The 18,941-nt window shown below is 74.2% G+C and carries 9 protein-coding genes; 1 reads left to right on the plus strand and 8 read right to left on the minus strand.

The window, feature by feature from the left end:
* Positions 1 to 15: 15 nt before the first annotated feature.
* The 3 genes from C2L58_RS42215 to C2L58_RS42225 form a co-directional block, all read right to left on the minus strand.
* The gene (locus tag C2L58_RS42215; RefSeq protein ID WP_103343221.1) at positions 16 to 8,496 is read right to left on the minus strand and encodes a non-ribosomal peptide synthetase; all 8,481 of its coding nucleotides are present in this window, start codon (positions 8,494 to 8,496) and stop codon (positions 16 to 18) included.
* A complete protein-coding gene (locus C2L58_RS42220) occupies positions 8,493 to 12,329 on the minus strand; it encodes a non-ribosomal peptide synthetase (RefSeq protein ID WP_233226233.1) in 3,837 nt (1,278 codons plus the stop codon). The genes C2L58_RS42215 and C2L58_RS42220 overlap by 4 nt, the downstream gene beginning before the upstream one ends.
* A 192-nt stretch (positions 12,330 to 12,521) precedes the next feature.
* Positions 12,522 to 13,208 (minus strand): SDR family oxidoreductase, encoded by a 687-nt coding sequence (locus tag C2L58_RS42225; protein ID WP_103343223.1) that lies wholly within the window; start codon positions 13,206 to 13,208, stop codon positions 12,522 to 12,524.
* 78 nt (positions 13,209 to 13,286) lie between these two features.
* Between C2L58_RS42225 and C2L58_RS42230 the strand changes: the two genes are divergently transcribed.
* On the plus strand, positions 13,287 to 13,856 hold the full coding sequence (locus C2L58_RS42230; protein ID WP_103343224.1) for a TetR/AcrR family transcriptional regulator: 570 nt from the start codon (positions 13,287 to 13,289) through the stop codon (positions 13,854 to 13,856).
* A 71-nt stretch (positions 13,857 to 13,927) separates the two neighbouring features.
* Here the strand turns inward: C2L58_RS42230 and C2L58_RS42235 are convergent, their stop codons facing one another.
* From C2L58_RS42235 to C2L58_RS42255, 5 genes are read right to left on the minus strand one after another with little or no spacing between them, the layout of a single operon-like run.
* The gene (locus tag C2L58_RS42235; RefSeq protein WP_103343225.1) at positions 13,928 to 14,497 is read right to left on the minus strand and encodes a TetR/AcrR family transcriptional regulator; all 570 of its coding nucleotides are present in this window, start codon (positions 14,495 to 14,497) and stop codon (positions 13,928 to 13,930) included.
* The gene (locus C2L58_RS42240) at positions 14,497 to 15,774 is read right to left on the minus strand and encodes an amidohydrolase family protein (protein WP_103343226.1); all 1,278 of its coding nucleotides are present in this window, start codon (positions 15,772 to 15,774) and stop codon (positions 14,497 to 14,499) included. Before C2L58_RS42240 ends, C2L58_RS42235 begins: the two co-directional genes overlap by 1 nt.
* Positions 15,771 to 17,258 carry an FAD-dependent oxidoreductase gene (locus tag C2L58_RS42245; RefSeq protein ID WP_103343227.1) on the minus strand — a complete coding sequence of 496 codons (1,488 nt, stop codon included), beginning with the start codon at positions 17,256 to 17,258 and terminating at the stop codon, positions 15,771 to 15,773. The genes C2L58_RS42240 and C2L58_RS42245 overlap by 4 nt, the downstream gene beginning before the upstream one ends.
* Positions 17,255 to 18,151 carry an alpha/beta fold hydrolase gene (locus tag C2L58_RS42250; protein ID WP_103343228.1) on the minus strand — a complete coding sequence of 299 codons (897 nt, stop codon included), beginning with the start codon at positions 18,149 to 18,151 and terminating at the stop codon, positions 17,255 to 17,257. Before C2L58_RS42250 ends, C2L58_RS42245 begins: the two co-directional genes overlap by 4 nt.
* The gene (locus tag C2L58_RS42255) at positions 18,148 to 18,882 is read right to left on the minus strand and encodes an alpha/beta fold hydrolase (protein ID WP_199191687.1); all 735 of its coding nucleotides are present in this window, start codon (positions 18,880 to 18,882) and stop codon (positions 18,148 to 18,150) included. Before C2L58_RS42255 ends, C2L58_RS42250 begins: the two co-directional genes overlap by 4 nt.
* Between the last annotated feature and the right edge of the window lie 59 nt (positions 18,883 to 18,941).

The following is an 18,941-nucleotide window of genomic DNA, read 5'->3' on the forward strand; positions in this document are numbered from 1 at the left end:
TTCCTCCGGTGGGTCTCACCGTTCGATGGCGGCGGCCACTCCGGCGACGTGCGGGGCGCGCACGATGCCGTAGTGGGTGGCGGGCAGTGCGTGCCAGTGGCTCGGTTCGGGCAGCAGGGCGCGCCAGCCGTCGCGGCCGGCCACGGGCAGGCCGGGCTCGGGTTCGGTGGCGAGCCAGACGTGGCTGGGCGTCGCGGCCAGCCGGGGCAGCTCGTGCCCGGCCATGCTGCGCAGGTTGGCCCGGCACGCCCGGGCCAGCCGCCGCGCGTGCTCGCCCGCGGTGCCGCCGGAGGCGCCCAGCTCGCGCTCGAAGACCGTCTCCAGCTGCGCGTCGCTGTAGTCGGCGGCGCTCGCGCCGGGCGGCGGCGGGTCGATGAGGTGCAGCGCCCGCACCGGCTGCCCGGCCGCCTCGGCTTCGGCGGCCATGCCGGCCGCGACCCAGGCGCCGAACGACCACCCGGCCAGCTGCCAGGTGCGGCCGGGGAACTGCGTGCGCAGCGCCGCGTAGTACCGGCGGGCCCGGTCCGCGACCGGCCAGCCGGGCGGTTCCGGCCGGCCGAGCGCCGGGTCGGCGATCACACAGACGCCGAGGCCGGGCGGGAGGGCCTCGACGAGCGGGCGGTAGGCGTGCACGTCCCCGCCGACGGGGTGCACGAGGCAGACGGCTTGGTCGCCGCTGCCTTCGCGCCAGACCTGCACGACCACTTCGCCGGTGTCGGCGGCTTGGGCGAGCTTCGCCAGCAAGGCCGCCATCGTGACCTCCGGGCCGAGCCAGGCGAGGTCGAGGTCGACGCCGTACAGGCGTTTCACCGAATCGACGACGTCCAGCAGGGTGAGGGAGTCGGCGCCGAGGTCGTACAGCGGGATGTCCGGATCGAGTTCGGCGACACCCAGGAGGGCGCGGACTTCCTCGGTCAGGTCCGCCGCGGCCGGTTTCGCCGCCGGCGTGGTGTCGCGTTCGTGGAAGGCGCGGGCGGCGTCGAGGCCGGTCGTCGCGACCAGGACGTGCGGAAGCCCCGCCGCCAGTGCGCGGGCGAAGGTGCGCCGGCCCTCGTCGTCGCTCAGGCCGACGGCCAAGTGGGCCTGGTGCCGGGTGTCGGTCTCCAGCGCCGTGACGGCCATGCCGCTGTCGCGCCAGACGTCCCAGCCGATGGCGAGCCGGGCGGTCGGGCCGTCGCGGTGGGCGAGCGCGTCGAGGAACCCGTTGGCCGCGGCGTAGTCGAGCTGGCCGGTGCCGCCGAACTGCGCGGACAGTGACGAGCAGGAGACGGCGAACGCCGGCCGGTCGCGTTCGATGAGCCGTTCCACGAGGAGGGCCCCGGCGAGCTTGCCGCTCGGCGTGCTCTCGCCGCGAGTGGCGATCAGGCCGCCGTCCGGTGTCCCCGCCGCGTGCACGATCCCGGCGAGGGGAGCGGGGATCTCGTCGGCGGTGACGGTGGCGAGGTCGGCGGCGAGCAGGTCGACCCGGTCCGCCCACGGCTTGAGGGCCTCGGGCAGGAAGGGGTGGCGCGCGAGCAGGACGACGCGGCCGCCGGTGCGGGTCAGCAGCTCCTCGGCGATCGCGGTGCCGATGCCGCCGGTGCCGCCGAGGACGAGGTAGGTGCCGTCGGGGAGCCCGACCTCGGTGGTGGCGACGGGTGCACTGTCCTGGGTCCACCAGAACCCGGTGCGGAGGGCGACCCGCGCCGGCGGGGGAGGGCCGGTGAGCAGGTCGGCGGTCCGATCCAGGTCGGGGCGTTCGAGGTCGACCCAATGGCCGGGGAGGCCGCTTTCCTGCGGGCCGACGGCGGTGATCCCGGCGAGCAGCCCGGCTTCGGGGCGCGTCACGGCGGTGTTCGCGGGCACGGCACCGGCGGAGAGCCACCAAGTCCTGAGTGGACGGTCGTGGGCGGCCCGCAGGAGAGCGGCGGGCGTGTCGAGGCAGGCCCACCGCGCCCGGTCCAGCGACTTTTCGCCGACGGGGCCGGTGATGCCGAGGGGGAGGGTGTGCAGCCAGTCGATTTCGGTGGCCGGTAGGGCAGCCAGCACCTGGCGGAGGTGGGTCGTGTCGGCCGGGTCGGCTTCGAAGGTGTCGGGCCCGAGGCGGGCGAAGCGGTCGGCGACGTGAACCCGCACGACGCGCGGGTAGGCGGCGTCGAGGGCTGGGGCGGTGAGGGGGCCTTCGCCGCAGATGACGAGGACGCGATCGGTGGGGGTGGCGGTGGTCGCGCGGCGCAGGCGGACCCAGGTGGGCTGGTGCAGCCACTCGGCTTCGGGCAGCCGTCCGACGGCGGCCCGGCGCGGGAAGCCGAAGTCGCGCGCGGCAAAGGCGGGCGGCGGGAAGTCCCACGGCGCGGGGGCGGACGAGTGGTGACCCCAGTCGACGGAGATCCCGGCCAGCCAAGCGTCGGCCGGGCGGTCTTCCGCGGCCGGTCGTGAGTGGTAAGGAGGGTTAGAACCCGCTTTTTCACTCACGACGCCGGCCGGGGCGGGTGATTCGGGCACCTCTTGCGGCTCGGCGGTGCGGAGCCACTCGACCGCCGCGGCCGCGTCCGGGCAGGCCGCCGCCATGCGCCAGCGCTCTTCCGGGCGGCCGGTCTGCAGGTGCCGGATCACGTCCACATAGGACTCCGGGTGCGCGGCCAGATAATCCGCCACCCGGGCCGCGTCGAGGCGCAATGCTGCCGCACTACGAGCCGACAGCACCAAGCACCGCACCGGATCCGGGCGCGGGGGCGGCACCGGGCGGACCGACTCCAGCACCACGTGCGCGTTCGTTCCGCCGATGCCGAAGCTGCTCACCCCGGCCACCCGCGGGCCCGCCGGCCACGGTTCCGCGCGGGTCGGCACCCGGAACGGCCCCAGGTCGAGCGCCGGGTTCGGCGCGCGGAAGTCGACCGTCGGCGGCAGCACGCCGTGGTGCACCGACAGGGCCGCGCGGATGAAGCTCACCACGCCCGCCGCCGCGCCCAGGTGGCCGAGCTGGCTCTTCACCGAGGACAGCGCACACTCCGCCGCGTCGGGCATCGCCTCGCGCAGGGCCGCCACCTCGATCGGGTCGCCGAGGCGGGTCCCCGTCCCGTGCGCCTCCACGTAGCCGACGTCCGCGCCCGAGCGGCCGGCCCGCCGAAGGGCGGCCTGGATCGCCGCGCGCTGCCCGGCCGGGGACGGGGCGCTGTAGCCCTGCTTCACCGCGCCGTCGTTGGTCAGGGCGGAGCCGGTGAGCACCGCATACACCGTGTCGCCGGCCCGGCGGGCCGCCGAAAGCGGCTTCAGCACCACCACGCCGACGCCGCTGCCGCCCACCGTGCCGTCCGCGTCGTCGCTGAACGGGCGGCAGTGCCCGTCCGCCGAGAAGATGTGCTGCGGCCGGTACCGGTACCCCCCGGCCAGGGTGACGTCGACGAGCACGCCGCCCGCCAGCATCACCTCGGCTTCGCCGCCGCGCAGCATCGCCGCCGCCTGGTGGACCGCGACCAGCGAACTCGAGCACGCGGTCTGGGTCGTCAGCGCCGGACCCCGCAGGTCGAGGTGGTAGGCGACCTTCGTGGCGAGGAAGTCCTTCTCGTGGTGCAGGGCCAGCTGGAAGCCGCCGGGCAGCGCCGCCGGGTCGGCCTCGCGCAGCATCTGCTGGAAGTAGGTGCTCTCCCCGCCGCCCGCGATCAGCCCGACGCCGGCACCCGAAGTGATCCCGGCGTGCGCCAACGCCTCCACGCACGCCATCAGCAGCTGCCGCTGCTGCGGGTCCATCAGGCCGGCGTCGCGGTGGCTGATCCCGAAGTGCTCCGGGTCGAACGCCAGCGGGTCGGCCAGGAGGCTGCGGGCGCCGACCAGGCCGTCGGCCGCCGGGAACTCCTCGATGCCCCGGCGACCCGAAACGACCAGGTCCCAGAACGCGGCCAGGTCCCGCGCGCCCGGCAGCCGCACCGCCATGCCGACCACCGCCACCGGCTCGTCGGCGGCATCCCGGCCCGAGGCCCGCGCCGGCGCCGGGCCGCTCTCGAGGTGCCGCGTCAGGTCCCGGAGGGTGACGTGCTCGAAGAGATCCGCCACGGTGAACCGGTACCCGGCTTCGGCGCAGCGCAGGTGGAACCGCATCAGCGACAGCGAACTGGCGCCGGCGGCGAAGAACGTCTCGTCGGGACCGATCGGGGTGCCGGTCACCTCCTCGAACAACGCCGCCAGCTCGCTCGACGGCCGTCCGGTCGTCCGGTGGAGGTCCGTCCCCGGTACCCGGACGGCGGCGTCCCGGTCCAGTTTCCCGCTCGGCGTGCGCGGCAGGGCGTCGACGACGCGGAAGCGGTCCACCCGCGCGTGCGGCGGCAGCAACGGCACCAGGAAATCGGCCAGCTCCGCGGCGGCAGGCGTCCGGCGGCACTCCAGGTACGCCGTCAGCCGGTCGTCTTCGGCCGCGACGACCGCGTTGACGACGTCCGGGTGCCGCAGCAGCGCCGCCTCGACCTGCCCGAGTTCGAGGCGGTGGCCGCTGAGCTTGACCTGCCGGTCGGCCCGGCCGTCGAAGTGCAGCAGCCCGGCGCGGTCGAAGTGCGCGAGGTCGCCGCTGCGGTAGTACAGCTCCGGCAGCTCGGCGAACTTCTCCGGCGCCGCTTCGCCGAGGTAACAGCGGTTCGCCGCGAGCCCGCCGATGAGGAGCTCGCCGACCTGTCCCGGCGGCAGCGGCGTGCCCGCGGCGTCGGCGACCCGCAGGACCGCGTTCGCGACCGGCCGGCCGATGGCGGGGGAGTCGGGCCAGTCCGCGGGATCGCCGTCGAGGGTCAGCGCGCTGACGACGTGGGTTTCGGTCGGGCCGTAGTGGTTGTGCAGGCGCGCGCCGGGCAGTCCGGCGAACCAGCGGCGGATCGCCGGCGTGCACACCAGCTGCTCGCCGGCGGTGACGACGTCCCGCAGCCGCGCCGGGTACCGCCCGAGCCGGACGCCGTGCTCGGCGAGCAGCTGCAAAGCCACGTACGGCAGGAAGATCCGTTCGATCCCGGCGGTGTCCAGCTGCGCCAGCAGCGCCGGCACGTCGTGCCGCCACTCCGGGCGGATCAGGTGCAGCCGGCCGCCGCCGCACAGCGTCGTGAAGATCTCCTGGAACGACACGTCGAACGACAGCATCGAGAACTGCTGCGTCGCCGCGGGCGGCGCGTCCTGCCACTGCAGCAGGTTGGCCAGGGTGCGGTCCGGGACGCGCACGCCCTTGGGCACGCCGGTCGAGCCCGAGGTGAACAGCGTGTAGAGCGGCCGCCCGGCGTGCCGGGCCGGGACGTCCGGTACCGGCCCGCCGGTGAGCGTGACGAACCGCCGCTCGACGTCGGTCTCGAATGTTTCCCCGGGGGCGAGCAGGACGCAGCGCGGCCGGACGCGGTCGAGCATGGCGCGCAGCAGGTCCGGCGGGTACGCGGGGTCCAGCGGCACGGCGGTGATGTTCAGCCGGGCCAGCGCGAGGAGCGCGACGACGTGCTCGGCCGACGGCCGGAAGTACAGCGCGATGTCGGTGGCGTCCGCGGGCAGCGTGGCGGCGAGCCGGGCCGCGTGCGCGTCCAGTTCGGCGTAGGTCACCGTCGTGTCGCCGGTCAGCGCCGGGGCGTCCGGCGTCCGCTCGACCTGCCGCGCGAAGCCGTCCGCCACGGTTTCCCACGTCAGCTCCGCCGGCTCGCCCCGGCCGTGGTCGCGGCGCTCCGGAGTCCGGGCGTCGCCGTGCAGGGCGCGGTCGAAGACTTCGCCGAGGGCCGTCGCCTCGGATTCGGTGAAGTGGCCTTCCCCGTACTCCCACAGGCAGTCGAAGCCGTCGGTGCGTTCCACGACCGACAGCGTGAGCGCGCACTTGGCCTCGGTCGCTTCGATCCACTGTGGACTGACCGAGCAGCCGGGCAGCCGCAGCGCCCCGAAATCGGTGTTCTCCAGGACGAACAGGAAGTCGAAGGCCGCGTAGCCCGGGTCGAGGTCGGCGAACGCGACGTCCTGGTGGTCCAGCGCCGCACCCGCCGCCTCGCCGAGCCGGCGCAGCTGGCCGTCCAGGTCTTCGGCCGGGTCCACGGTCACCGGCAGCCGGACCGTGTTGGCGAACATCCCGATGCTGTCTTCGAACGCCCGCACCGGCCGGTTCGCCACCGGCGCGGCGATCCGCGGCCGGGTCCGCCCGGTCACCGCGTAGAGGCTCCAGGCGAACACGCCCAGCAGGAGCTGGAACCGCGTGAGGCCCAGCTCGGCGGCCCATGCGTCGACGCGTTCGCGGTCGATGCGGGTCGTGTGCAGCCGTCCGGCCAGGGACGCTTCGCCGAGCGGTTCGGCGTCGTCGGACCGCTCGGTCAGCTGGGCGCGGTAGCCGGGGGAGGCGAACCAGCGGGACTGCCAGGCGGCGAAGTCGAGTGGCGTGGGCGCGGTCCGCGGCGGAGCGCCGGACAGCTCCCGGAACAGGATGTTGAGCGACCAGCCGTCGACGGCGATGTGGTGCAGGCACAGCAGGAACGTGCCGTCGGGACGCCAGGCCGTGCGCAGCAGCCGGCCCGAGGCGAGCTCGAAGGGCGCGGTGAAGAAGTCCTCGCCGGGCTCGGTCCACGGGTCGTACGCCGGTTTCGTCACCTGCCGCAGGCCGTCGGGGGTGGCCTCGAACGCGGTGCGCAGTGCGGGGTGCCGCTCGACCAGGCCGCGCACGTCCCGGCGCAGGGCGTCGAGGTCCGCTTCGCCGGTGACGCGGAAGGCCAGCGGCACGTGGTACGCCGTGGAAGCCGGATTTCGGTGCTGCACCAGCCAAAGCCGCTGCTGTTCACTGGTGGCGGGGGCGGCGGCCGCGGTGGCCGGGGCGCCCGGCTCCGGGTAGGCCGCGCGCCCCGCCCCCGAGATCGCCGCGGCGAGATCGGCGAAGGTGCCGCGTTGCACGACCGACGGCGCCAGGTCCGCGCCCCAGCGTTCCCGGATCGCGAACCGCAGCCGCAGGGCCTTGAGCGAGTCGCCCCCGGATCGCAGCCAGGTGTCCAGCGGCCGGAGGCCGGGCACACCGAGGACGTCCGACACGACCTCCAGGACTTCGCGCTCCCACGCCGTCGCGTCGCCGCCGGTGTCCGGCCGCCAGGACGAAAACCCGCCCGCCAGCAGCGCGGCTTCGTCGACCTTCCCGTTCGCGTTCCGCGGCAGCTCGCCGAGGCGGAACACGTGGTGCGGCCGCATGTAGGCCGGCACGGTCTCGGCCAGATGCGCTTCGAAAGCGGCATAGGGCAGCTCGCCGGCCACGACGAACGCGAGCAACTCGGCCGTGGCCGCGCGACGCACGGCCACGTGGACCTGCCGGATCTCCGGGTGGGCCAGGAGCCGCTGCTCCAGCTCGCCCGGCTCGATCCGGAACCCGCGGACCTTCACCTGCCGGTCGGTGCGGCCGACGTAGGCGTACCGGCCGCCCGGCAGCACCCGGACCAGGTCGCCGGTGCGGTAGAACCGCGCGCGGCCCTCGTCGAACCACGGCAGCCGGACGAACCGCCGCCCGGTCTCCGCGGGCAGGCCGCGGTAGCCGAGCGCGACACCGGCTCCGGAGAGGTACAGCTCGGCGACCTCGCCTTCGGCGGCCACGCGCTCGTCCGGCGTCACCGCGACCGCGCCGGTGCCCGGCAGCGGGCGGCCGATCGGCACGACGTCGCCGTCGAAGCCGCGCGGGATGGCGTAGCTGAGCGCGAACGTCGTCGTCTCGGTCGGGCCGTAGCCGTTCTGCAGCCGCGTCGGGGCGTCCGGGTTGGCCCGGTACCAGCGGCGGATCAGCGGGGCGTTGAGCTGCTCGCCGCCGATGACGACGCGGCGCACGGTGGCGAAGCTGCCCGGCACGGTCTCGGCGACCGCGTTGAACAGCGTGGCGGTGACGAACATCGTGTCGATGCGCTCGCGGACCAGCGCGCCCGCAAAGGCCTGTGGGTCGCGGACGGTTTCGTCGTCGAGCACGACGCACGTGCCGCCGGTCAGCAGCGGCACCCAGACCTCGAAGCTGAGCGCGTCGAACGCGGGGTTGGCCAGGCAGGCGAACCGGGTGCCGATGTCGAGCCAGCCGGGTTCGGCCAGGCGCAGGATTCCGGCGTCGCGGACCTCGACCCCCTTGGGCCGCCCGGTCGTGCCGGAGGTGGCGAAGAGGAACGACGCCGGCGCGGGTTCGGCGGGCGTGCCCGCTTCGGCGGGTTCGGCCAGCAGCTCGGCCGGTGTGACGCCGGGCAGGTCGTCGCTGACGACCACGGCCGCGCCCGCGTCGGCGAGGATGACGTCCCGGCGCGCGGGCGGGCTCTGCCGGTCGAGTGGGACGACCTGCCCGCCGAGGCGCAGCACGCCCAGCATGACCTGGATCAGCTCGGCCGAGCGCGGCAGGCCGACGGCGACCGCGTCCCCCGGGCGGATTCCCCGGCGGGACAACGCTTCCGCGACGGCAGCGGCGCCCGCGTTCAGCTCGGCGTAGCTGAGCCGGCGGTCGCAGTCGGACACGGCGAGGGCGTCCGGGTGCCGCAGGGCCCGGTCGTGGACGCGGCGGGCGATCGACGTCATCGAGCCGCCAGCTCGGCGGTGATGAGCTTCGCGACCAGCGGCAGTGCGTCGCTTTCCAGCATGTCCCAGTGCCCGCAGTCCGCGGGGACCACCTCGAACTCGCCCCGGACCCGGTGGCGCCAGAACTCGGCGCTGCCGGGGACGGTGTCCTCGCCGACGGCCTGCACGAACACCACGCGCGCCGCCGTCTCGCCCGGATCGTGCTCGCGGGCGGTCAGCCGGTTGTGGTTGTACGTGCGGTGGTAGCGCTCGATCTGGGCATCCTCGATCCCGGGGTACATCCCGTTGAAGCGGACCAGTTTCTCGCGGAACTCGGCCGCGGGCACCGGCTCGATCGCCGCCTTCTCGGCGGGGTCGTCGGTGGCGGTGGTGTCGAGCAGGACGACATGGACGCGCGGGTGGTGCTCCGCGAGCCGGCGGCCCATTTCGTAGGCGACCAAGCCGCCGTAGGAAAGTCCACAAAGGACCAAGGTCTCGTCCGGCCGTGGGCCGACCAGTCGCAGGTACTCCTCGGCCATCGCCTCGACGCTGGGCAGCGGCGCTTCCCCGGCGTTGAGCCCGGGGGACTGGATGCCGAGGACGCCGGCGTCCTCGGGCAGGGCGGCGCTGAGCGGCAGGTAGCAGAACGCCGTGCCACCCGCCGGGTGCACGCAGACGACCCGGGCGTGCCCGGCGCCGCGGCGGAACTCGATCAGGCTGCCGCCCTCCGGCGGGTGGTCCGTGCGCAGCAGCGCGGCCTGCGCCTCGATGGTCGGGTGCAGGATGACGTCCCGGATCGGCAGCTCACGGCCGAACTCCGCGCCGATCGCGTGCGCCAGCTTGATCGCCGAGATCGAGGTGCCGCCGACGTCGAAGAAGCCGTCCGAGACGCCGATCGCGGGGTGCAGCAGCAGGTCCCGCCAGATCCGCAGCAGGGCCAGCTCGACGCGGTCGCGCGGAGCCGCGGTGTTGACCGCTGCGGGTGCGCTCGTCCGGGCGCGCGCCAGCACGGCGTCGCGGTCGAGCTTGCCGCTGCGGCTCAGCGGCAGCCGGTCGAACTCGGCGAACACCGACGGGATCATGTAGTCCGGCAGCCGGTCCGCCAGCGCGGCCCGCCACTCGTGCGGAGTCCGCGGCTCGTCGCACGCGACACCGGCGACGAGCCGGGGCTCGCCTTCGCGGTGCACCAGGACGGCGGCCTCGCGGACGCCGGGGACGGCCAGCAGCGCGGCGGTCACCTCGCCGGGCTCGATGCGGAAGCCCCGCAGCTTGATCTGGTCGTCGCGGCGGCCGGCGTACTCGGCTTCGCCGCCCGGCAGCCACCGGGCCAGGTCCCCGGTGCGGTACATGCGCTCGCCCGGAACGAACGGGTCCGCCACGAACCGCTCGGCGGTCAGCCCCGGCCGGTGCAGGTAGCCGCGGGCCAGGCAGTCGCCGGCGAGGAAGACCTCGCCGGCCACCCCGGGCGGCACCGGGCGCAACCGCTCGTCCAGCAGGTACAGCCGCGAGCCGGGCAGTGGCCGCCCGATCGGGGCCGGCCGGTCTCGTGGCTGTGGGTCGAAGTGCGCGGTGGCGTACAGCGTGGCTTCGGTCGGCCCGTAGCCGAAGCAGATCCGCAGGCCGGGCAGAGCGGCGGCGAACCGGGCGAGTGCGGCCTCCGGGAGTGGCTCGACGCCGGTGAGGACGTGCCGCAGGGCGAGCCCGTGAACGCGCGCTGGATCCTCGTCGATCCAGCGGACGTACGCGGGCGGCAGGAAGGCCTGGACCACTTGGTGTTCCCGCAGCCACGTCATCAGGGCGGCCGGGTCGGGCCGGACGTCCTCGGGCACGACGTGCAGCACGGCGCCGGTGGTCAGCGGCAGCAGTAGTTCGTGCACCGAGGCGTCGAAGCCGATGCTCGACCACGCCGACGTCGCCTCGCCGGGGGTCGCGCCGAAGCGGTCCAGCCATTGGTCGAAGAGGGCGAGAACGCTGTGGTGGGTCACGGCGACCCCCTTCGGGCGCCCGGTCGACCCCGACGTGTAGATCACGTAGGCCGTGTCGCCGCGCTCGGTCGCGACCGGTCGCCGGGTCTCCTCGCCCTCGGCCTCGAGGTCGCCGACGTCGTCCCCGAGGACCAGCACCGGGCACGCGTCCTCGACCATCGCCGCCCGCCGGGCGGCCGGCTGCGCCGGGTCGAGCGGGAGGTAGGCGGCGCCGCTCTTCAGCACGGCCAGCACCGCGGTGATCAGCTCCGCCGACCGTCCACTGAGGACACCCACGACCCGGCCGCGGCCGGCCCCGCGGGCGCGCAGGGCGTTCGCCAGCTTCGTGCTGCGGCGGTCCAGCTCGCCGTAGGTGCGGGTCCGGCCGTCGCAGACGAGCGCGGGCGCGTCCGGGGTGGCGTCGGCGTGGGCGGTGAACCGGTCGACGAGCCCGCCGGGACGTCGTCGCGGTCGTGGGCCGGTGCTCCAGGCGGTGAGGATCTCGCGGCGTTCGGTGTCGTCGAGGAGCTCGTAGCTCGCGATGTCGGCGTCCGGCCGGGTGGCCAGCTGATCCAGCAACCGGACGAGGTACCGCGCGTACCGCTCGGCGGTCGGGTGGTCGAAGAGAGCGACGGCGTAGTCGAGGTGGCCAAGAACGTCGCCGCCGTCGCCGGCCTCGCCGGCGAGGCCGAGCGCGAGGTCGAACTTCGCGGGGGCGTGCTCGACGTCGAGGGGTGCGACGGCCACGCCCGGCAGCTCGAGGAGGTCGTGCTGGGTCGGCACCCAGGCGAACATCGTCTGGAACAGCGGGGTGTGCGCCGGGCTGCGCGGCGGGTTGACCAGCTCGACGACCCGTTCGAACGGCAGCTCGGCGTGGTCGATCGCGCCCCGCAGGGCCGCCCGGACCTCTTTGAGCAGGACAGCCCCGGTGCGCGAACCGGACAGGTCGGCGCGCACGGCCAGGGTGTTGACGAAGAACCCGAGCGTGTCGGGGTGCTCGCCGGCGGCGCCGCGGTTGGCGGTGGGGACGCCGACAACGATGTCAGATTGCGCGGAAAGCCGGGACAGCAGCAGGTACCAGCAGGTCAGGATGGTGGAGTAGAGCGTGACGCCGTGCTCGCGCGCCAACGTCGTCAGCCGCCCGGTGAGGTCGGCTCCCAGTGCGACGGGCACCCGCCCGCCGCGGAAGTCCTGCCGGGCCGGCCGCGGCCGGTCGGCCGGCAGCTCCAGCACCGGTGGCACGCCGTCGAGCCGCTCCCGCCAGTAGGCCTCGTGCGGTGCCGGGCCGTCCCCGGCCAGCCAGTCCTGCTGCGCCCGGGCGTGTTCGCGGTAGGGCCGCGCGGGCGGCAGCTCCGCCTCGGTCCCGCTCAGCCGAGCGGCGTAGAGGACACCGAGCTCGCGCAGCAGCAGGGTCCGGGACCAGCCGTCGAAGACGACGTGGTGGACGGTGATCAGCAGGACGTGCTCGTCATCCCGGAACTGTCGGTGCTGCCCGGTAACGTGGAGACCGGGGGGCGGCGCCCCGGCCCCGACCAGCAGCCGCGCCCGCGCCAGCGGCGCCCGCGTGAGCTCGAACGCCTCGAGCGCGTCGGCCCGCCGCAGCTCGGCCACTTCGCCCGGCCGCCCGGCGACCTCGGTGACCATGCACGGAAACCCGTGACCGGCGGGTTCGACGACCTGCACCGGTTTGCCGTCCTCGACGACGATCCGGGTGCGCAGGGCTTCGTGCCGGTCGCCGAGGGCGTCGAAAGCCCCTTGCAGCGCTTCGCGGTCCAGCGGTCCCCGCAGGGTGAAGGCCATGGTCTCGTTGTAGGCCGGTCCCGCCCCGTCCAGCTGGGAAACGGTCCAAAGGCGCTGCTGACCGGACGACAGCGGGGCGGACACTCGCATCGAGAACGGGCCTTTCCGGGCGGGGCGGGCGAACCGGTACTGCTTTGTGCCGTCGCAGCCGAGTGGGGGAAACGCTCTCTGTCTGTGGCGCCAGTTAACACCACACCATCGGGTGATGACGAGGGGCGACAGAAGTTTGCCCGGAAGTCCCTTTGCTTGCCCGGAAGTCCCTCGGCGCCGCCCGGTCCGGGGTCACCGGGTCAGGAAACCGCCGTCGACGACCAGGTCGTGGCCGTTCATCCCGCCGTTGCGGAGCAGGAAGCCGGTCGCGTCGGCGATCTCGTCCATGGTGATCAGCCGCCCGATCGGGGTGCGCTCGGCCAGCGTCCCGAGGTCGGCGTCGCGCCAGCGGGGACTGTCGCCGACCAGGCCCGGGTGCAGGGCGTTGACCCGGTGCGGCGCGATCTCGACGGCGAGCGTCTTCACCAGGCCGGTGACGGCGGCGTTGAAAGTAGTGATGACGGTGGAGCCCGGGTAGGGCCGTTCCTTGGCCAGGCCGCCGAAGAGGACGACCGACGCTTCCGGCGTGAAGCGCTCTCGCAGCACTCTGACGGCTTCGGCGTAGCCGACCAGCTTCGTCGTCACCGCGGTGATCGCCTCGGCGATGTCGAAGTCCCGTAAGGTGTTCGGGCGCTGGTGGCTCGCCGTGACGACCAGGTGGTCGAGGGCCGGCACGCCGGCGGCCGAGGCGGCGATGGTCTCCGGCCGGGAGAGGTCCAAGCCGAGGCCGAGCGCGGTCGGCGCGATCTCCTTGGCGACGGTCTCGGCCCGGTCCGCGTCGCGCCCGGCGATCACCACGGTGCCGCCCCGGTCCGCGTGCCGCTGGGCGATGAAGCGGCCGAGCCCGTCGGTGCCGCCGATGATCATCATGGTGCTCATGCTGTCTCTCCGTCCTGTTGACCAGTTGGTCAGCAAGCAGCATAAGCCGCTTGCTGACCGCTTGGTAAATTGGGCGGCATGACCCGACGCCCCCATCGGCGCGACCCGGAAGGCCACCGCCAGGCCATCCTCGACGCGGCCCGCGCTTCCTTCGGCGAACGCGGCTTCGCCCGCGCGACGGTGCGGGACATCGCCGCCCGCGCCGGCGTCACCCACGGGCTCGTCCTGCGGCAGTTCGGGTCGAAGGAGCAGTTGTTCCTCGCCGCCGTCCCGGGACACCGGGAGCTCGACGAGGTGATCGCCGGCGACCTGGAGACGCTGCCCGAGCGCGTCGCGCGCGGCTACGTGGAGCGGATGGAGGCCAACGCCGCGGTCGACCCCCTCGTGGTCTTGCTGCGCAGCATCGCCTCGGACCAGCAGGCGGCGACGAAGCTGTACAGCGCGATGGAGGAGAGCAGCATCCGGGCCTACCGCGAAGTCCTCGACGGCGAGGACGTCGCCGCCCGTGTCTCGATGCTCGGTGCGCAGCTCATCGGCGTGACGGTCAACCGGTACATCGCCCGCACCGGGCCCCTTGCCGAGCTGCCGGTGCCGGCGCTGATCGACCACTTGGCCCGCATCCTGCGGCACATCCTCTTCGCCACGTGAAACGGGCGGGGCTTTGCCGGTGGCGGGTCCGGTGCTGCGCCGGCGGGACTGCTGACGAAAGCCCGCCACCGTCAGCGGGGATGGCCCGGGTGTGGTCCGGCCAGTCCGTGGAGCACGAGGTTCGTGACGGTGTCGGCGAGGGTGCCGTCGTCGGTGGGCAGGGCGTGGTTGAGGCCGGCGAGCATGGCGCCCACCGCCGCGGCCACCAGCTCCGGGTCGCCGGGCAGCGGCTCGCCGCGGTCACGCCGGCTCTCCAGGTGCTTGCGCAGCGGGGCCGTCCAGGTGGTCAGCTCGGTGCGGAACCGGCCGGAGGCCGGGGCGGCGGCGATCGCCGACTGCAGCAGGGCGATGGCCGCGGGACGGTGGGTGCGCATCGCGGTCCAGCAGGCCGTGACGTGCTCGCGGACCGCATCGTCGCCGGCCGGGCCGGGGTCCACCGCCTCGCCGAGTTCGCTGCGCAGCACCGCGAGCAGCTGCTTCTTGTCGCTGAAGTGACGGTAGAAGGAGCCCACGGCGCGCCCGGCCGCGGCGGCGATGTCGGTGATCCGGGTGTCGAGGTAGCCGCGGTCGGGGAACAGCCGCTTCGCCGCGGCGAGCAGGTCCGCCCGGGTCCGGCTCGCGTGTTCGTCCCGCGTGCTCATCAGCCGGCGAGGTGGGGGAGGAGCCGGGCCGAGGATTCGTGGAGTTCGGCTCGCACGGTGTCGAGGTCGACGTCGAGGAGGGTGTGGTCGCGTTTGCGCCAGTGCCCGGCGATCATGACCGCTTCGATGTCACCGGCGGTGGCGTGCAGGGCTGCGGCGACCGGGTTCGGCCCCGGGGCGTCGACGACGATGAGGTCGGCCTGCATGCCGGCGTCGAGCCGGCCGACACGATCGGCGAGGCCGAGTGCTCGGGCGCCCTCGACGGTGGCCCAGGTGAGCGCCTGCTTGGCGGTGATCGTCGCGGTGAGGGAGAAGGAACCGGTGGCCCGGCGGTGGTCCTCGTGGTCGTGGCCCCGCTGGTGCGCCAAGGCGATGCGGGCGGCGGAGAGCACGTCGGCGGGGGTGACGACGTCGGTGTCGGTGCCCAGCGATGGCGCGGCGCCGAGCCGGAGCAGGTGCCCGGTGACGGGGATGCCGTGGCCTTGGCCGAGTTCGTTCTCGGGCGTGCAGGTGAGACTCGCGCCCGCGTCGACCAGGATCTTGAGCCAGTCTTCGGTGAGCCCGGCACCGTGGACGACGTTGGTGGCCGGGCCGAGCAGCCCGGCGGCTCGCACGGCCGCCCATCCGGGCCCGGGTGCGCCACCGCTTTGGTGCATCGACACGACGAGCCCGCGTTCGGCGGCGGCGCGGAAGTCGGCGACCGCGGTGTCCGGAGTGGACAGTTGCGGTCCGCGGGCGGCCATGCCGATGGTGAGCAGCGGGCCACCGGTCAGCCGGTCGATCTCGTCGAGGGGGTGGGTCGCGTCGGGCGCGGAGTACGGGGTGCCGTGCAGGAACACCCCGCGGACGCCGGACGCGCGGAGGCCGTCGAGTGCGGCGTCGGTGTGGTCGGGGGTGGGGGTGTTGTGGCACCAGTCGCCCAGGGCGGTGGTGCCGCGGTCGAGCTGGCCCAGTGCGCCGGCGAGGGTGCCGATGCGCATGTCCTCGGGGCGGTAGTGCCGGGCCACGGCGCCGTGCATCCGGCCGAGGTAGTCCGCCAGCGTCCAATCGACGCCGGCGCCGCGCAGGGCGGTCTGCCAGGTGTGCAGGTGGGCGTTGACCAGGCCGGGCATGATGATCCGGTCGGCGGTGTCGACGATCTCGGCGCCGGTCGCGTCGAGGTTTTCGCCGACGGCGGCGATGGTGCCGCCGTTGACGAGGATGTCGGCGTGTTCGGCGTCGGGGCGGTGTGGTGCCATGGTGATCACGCGTGCGCCGCGCAGCAGGGTGCGGCTCATCCCGTCACCTCCGGCGTCATCGCCCGGGCGGCGGCGCGGGTCGAGGCGAGGAAGTCGCGGGTCGCGATGTGGCCGAGGTAGCCGTCGGGCCGCACGAGCAGCAAGGTGTCGCCCTCGACCCCGTAGCTGCGGCGGAAGCCGTGCCGGTCGTCGACGGTGATGCGGCGGAGCGGCGCTCCCGCGGCCGGCCAGTCGAGCTCGTCGCTCGCCGCCGCGGCCTGCGGGCCGTACGCGACCAGCGTGAAGTGCGGTCCCCGGTAGGTGTCGAACAGCCGGGAGCCGCCCAGGTCGGCGTCGGGTGCCCGGTCGCCGGCCTGCAGCGTCGTCGTGCGGTCGGTTGCGGTGGGGGCGAGCGGGCCGCCGTGGTAGGTCAGGGACAGCTGCTGTTCGTCCTGGCCGCGGCGCAGGCTCGACGGGTCGAGCTTGGCGAGGCCTTCGTACTTCTTCGTGGACAGGCCGAGCACGCCCGCCGCGATCGGCAGCCGTTCGGCTTCGTAGCTGTCGAGCAGCCGCGGATCGGCTCCGGCGAGGACCTGGCCGAGCTTCCAGCCGAGGTTGTAGGCGTCCTGGACGCCGGTGTTGAGGCCCTGCGCGCCGGCGGGGGTGTGCACGTGTGCGGCGTCGCCGGCGAGGAAGACGCGGCCGCGGCGGTAGGCCTCAGCCAGGCGGATGTTGGGCCGGAACACCGACCGCCACCGGATGTCGCGCACGGCGATCCGCCGATCGCGGGTGTGCGCCCGGATCCGCCGGGTGATCGCCTCCTCGCCTTCGGGCGGCTCTTCACCGGAGGACAGGCGGATCATCCACTGGAACAGGTCGGCGTGCGGCAGCGGGCAAGCACCCGCGAACCGCCCTTGCACACCGGGCCAGACGTGCCAGCGGTCGCGGGACAGGCCGGTGGTGACGGCGTCGACGATGAGCATCCGGTCCTGGTCGTGGGTCTCGCCGAGGAAGCCGAGGCCGAGGTGCTTGCGGACGGCGCTGGAACCGCCTTCGGCGCCGACGAGGTAGCGGGCGGTGATCCGTTCGGGGCCGTCGTCGCCGAGCACGGTGGCGGTGACCGACGTGCCGTCCTGGTCGAACCCGGCGAGTTCCCGGCCGTACTCGACCGCGCCGCCGAGCCGGCCGAGCCGGTCGTGCAGCACGGCGTCGGTGCGGTACTGGGGTATCAGCCGGGTGTTCGGGTACGGGACGTCGGTGCTGCGGTCGCGGTTGCGGAACATGCGCCACGGGACGGTGACCGGGCCCAGGTGGATGCCGAGGCGGGGGTAGTCGCTGCTGCCGGCGAGGACGTCGCCGAGCGCGCCGAGGTCGTCGAAGACCTCCAGGGTGCGCGGTTGGATGCCCTTCGCGCGTGAGCCGTCGAAGGAGCGCGGGGCCTTGTCGATGATCCGGACGGCCAGGCCGCGGCGGACGAGGTCGATCGCCAGGGTGGTGCCGGTCGGGCCGGCCCCGGCGATCAGGACGTCGAGGGGTTCGTTCATGGTGCGAGCCGATCGGAGTGGGGAACGGCGAACGACGCGAGCAGGTCGCCGGCGTCGTCCGGCCGTTCGTAGGGGGCCATGTGGCCGCATGCGGTGAGGACGTGGGTCTGCCGCGGGTGCAGCAGCGCGGTGACGGTGCCGAGGTGCGTGATCGGGGTGACCTGGTCGTCATCGCCCCACAGCAGCAGGACCGGCAGGCCGAGGGTGCCGGTCCGCCGGAAGAGTTCTTCCCGTGCGTACAGCGGGAAGTCCTGCAGCGTCCGGAAGAACGCGTACAGCGAACCTTCGTACCGGTAAGCGTCCCGGACCATCGCGACCAGTTCGGCGGAGAGATCGGGGTCGCGGACGTTGTGCCCGAGGTGGCCCTCCAGGAGCTTGCGGCCGAAGCGCCGGGCGACGATTCCGGCCACGACGTCGTTGCGCAGCAACCGTTGCGGCCGAGGACGCTCGCCCAGCCCGGCCGGTCCCACGACGGTGAGCGTGGCCACCGCTTCGGGGTACCGGTTCGCGTACGCCATCGCGACCAGGGCGCCCATCGACGTGCCGACCACGTGGTGCGGCCCGGTGAGGCCGAGGGCGGTGGTGAGCTCGTTCGCCTGCCGGACGAACAGCGCCTCGTCGTACGGGCCCTCGATCCGGTCCGAGTAGCCGCGGCCGTAGGCGCTGCAGGTCAGGGTGCGCAGACCGCGGGCGTGCAACCGGGCGGCGAATCCGTCCCAATAGGACAGCGGGATCGTGATGCCGCCGACCAGCACGGCGAGCGCACCGTGCGCCGGGCCGGTCAGCTCGTAGTGCGTGACCCCGTCGGACAGCGCGACGAAACCGCCCCGCAGTGTCCGCCGGGTGGCCGCGTCGAGCCGGCGGTCCTCATCGGAGGCGACGAAGTACTTCATCGCCGGTCCGCTTTCCGGGACAGGAATTCGGCGATGGCCCCGGCCACCCAGGCCGGGTCCTCTTCCGGCAGCAAATGGCCGCCGTCGGCGTGCACGCGCTCCTGGGCACCCGGGACGTCACGGGCGAAGTGCTGCCCGTCGACGCCGGCGCTGCGCAGGACCAGCGTGGGGACCGCGATCCGGGCGAGCTCGGCGCTGCGGTCGGGCTGGTCGGTGTTGGCGAAGTCGACGAACGCCGCCCGGTTCCCCGGCCGGCCCGTCAGCGCGTGCACCCGGTCGACCATCGCGTCGTCGACGATCGCCGAGTTCGCGCCGACCGCTTCCCGCAGCCCGCGTTCGGTCGCGCTCCGCGGGAGCCAGCGCCGCAGCAGGGGGCGCACCAGCGGGTTCCGGGCGAGCCGCAACCCGGCGGGCAGGGTTTTCCCCGGGTAACCGGTGGCGTTGACCAGCACCAGCCGGTCGACGCGCTCGGGGGCGTCGAGGGCGAGGTTCCACGCGATGTTCCCGCCCAGCGAATTCTCGGTCACCGCGAAGCGCGGCAGGTCCAGCGCGGTCATGAAGCGGGCGATCGTGCCCGCGTAGGTCCGGACGCGGTAGTCGCGGTCGGGCCGCGGTCCGGTCCGGCCGAAGCCGGGCAGGTCCGGGCGGATGACGTCGTAGGACGCCGACAGCAGCGCCGCCACCCGCTCGAAGCCCTCCAACGACGACCCGCTGCCGTGCAACAGGACCACGGCAGGACCCTGACCTGCGCGAACGTAGTGGACGCGCAGGCCGTCGACCATGACTGACT

The organism is Amycolatopsis sp. CA-126428 (genome assembly GCF_002904335.1).
Lineage (GTDB): Bacteria > Actinomycetota > Actinomycetes > Mycobacteriales > Pseudonocardiaceae > Amycolatopsis.

What these genes read in the sequence shown, in the direction of transcription:
- C2L58_RS42225 (WP_103343223.1), bottom strand. Translation starts at nt 13,208, where the DNA reads ATGAGCACCATGATGATCATCGGCGGCACCGACGGGCTCGGCCGCTTC.
- C2L58_RS42230 (WP_103343224.1), top strand. Translation starts at nt 13,287, where the DNA reads ATGACCCGACGCCCCCATCGGCGCGACCCGGAAGGCCACCGCCAGGCC.
- C2L58_RS42215 (WP_103343221.1), bottom strand. Translation starts at nt 8,496, where the DNA reads ATGACGTCGATCGCCCGCCGCGTCCACGACCGGGCCCTGCGGCACCCG.
- C2L58_RS42245 (WP_103343227.1), bottom strand. Translation starts at nt 17,258, where the DNA reads ATGAACGAACCCCTCGACGTCCTGATCGCCGGGGCCGGCCCGACCGGC.
- C2L58_RS42220 (WP_233226233.1), bottom strand. Translation starts at nt 12,329, where the DNA reads ATGCGAGTGTCCGCCCCGCTGTCGTCCGGTCAGCAGCGCCTTTGGACC.
- C2L58_RS42235 (WP_103343225.1), bottom strand. Translation starts at nt 14,497, where the DNA reads ATGAGCACGCGGGACGAACACGCGAGCCGGACCCGGGCGGACCTGCTC.
- C2L58_RS42240 (WP_103343226.1), bottom strand. Translation starts at nt 15,774, where the DNA reads ATGAGCCGCACCCTGCTGCGCGGCGCACGCGTGATCACCATGGCACCA.
- C2L58_RS42250 (WP_103343228.1), bottom strand. Translation starts at nt 18,151, where the DNA reads ATGAAGTACTTCGTCGCCTCCGATGAGGACCGCCGGCTCGACGCGGCC.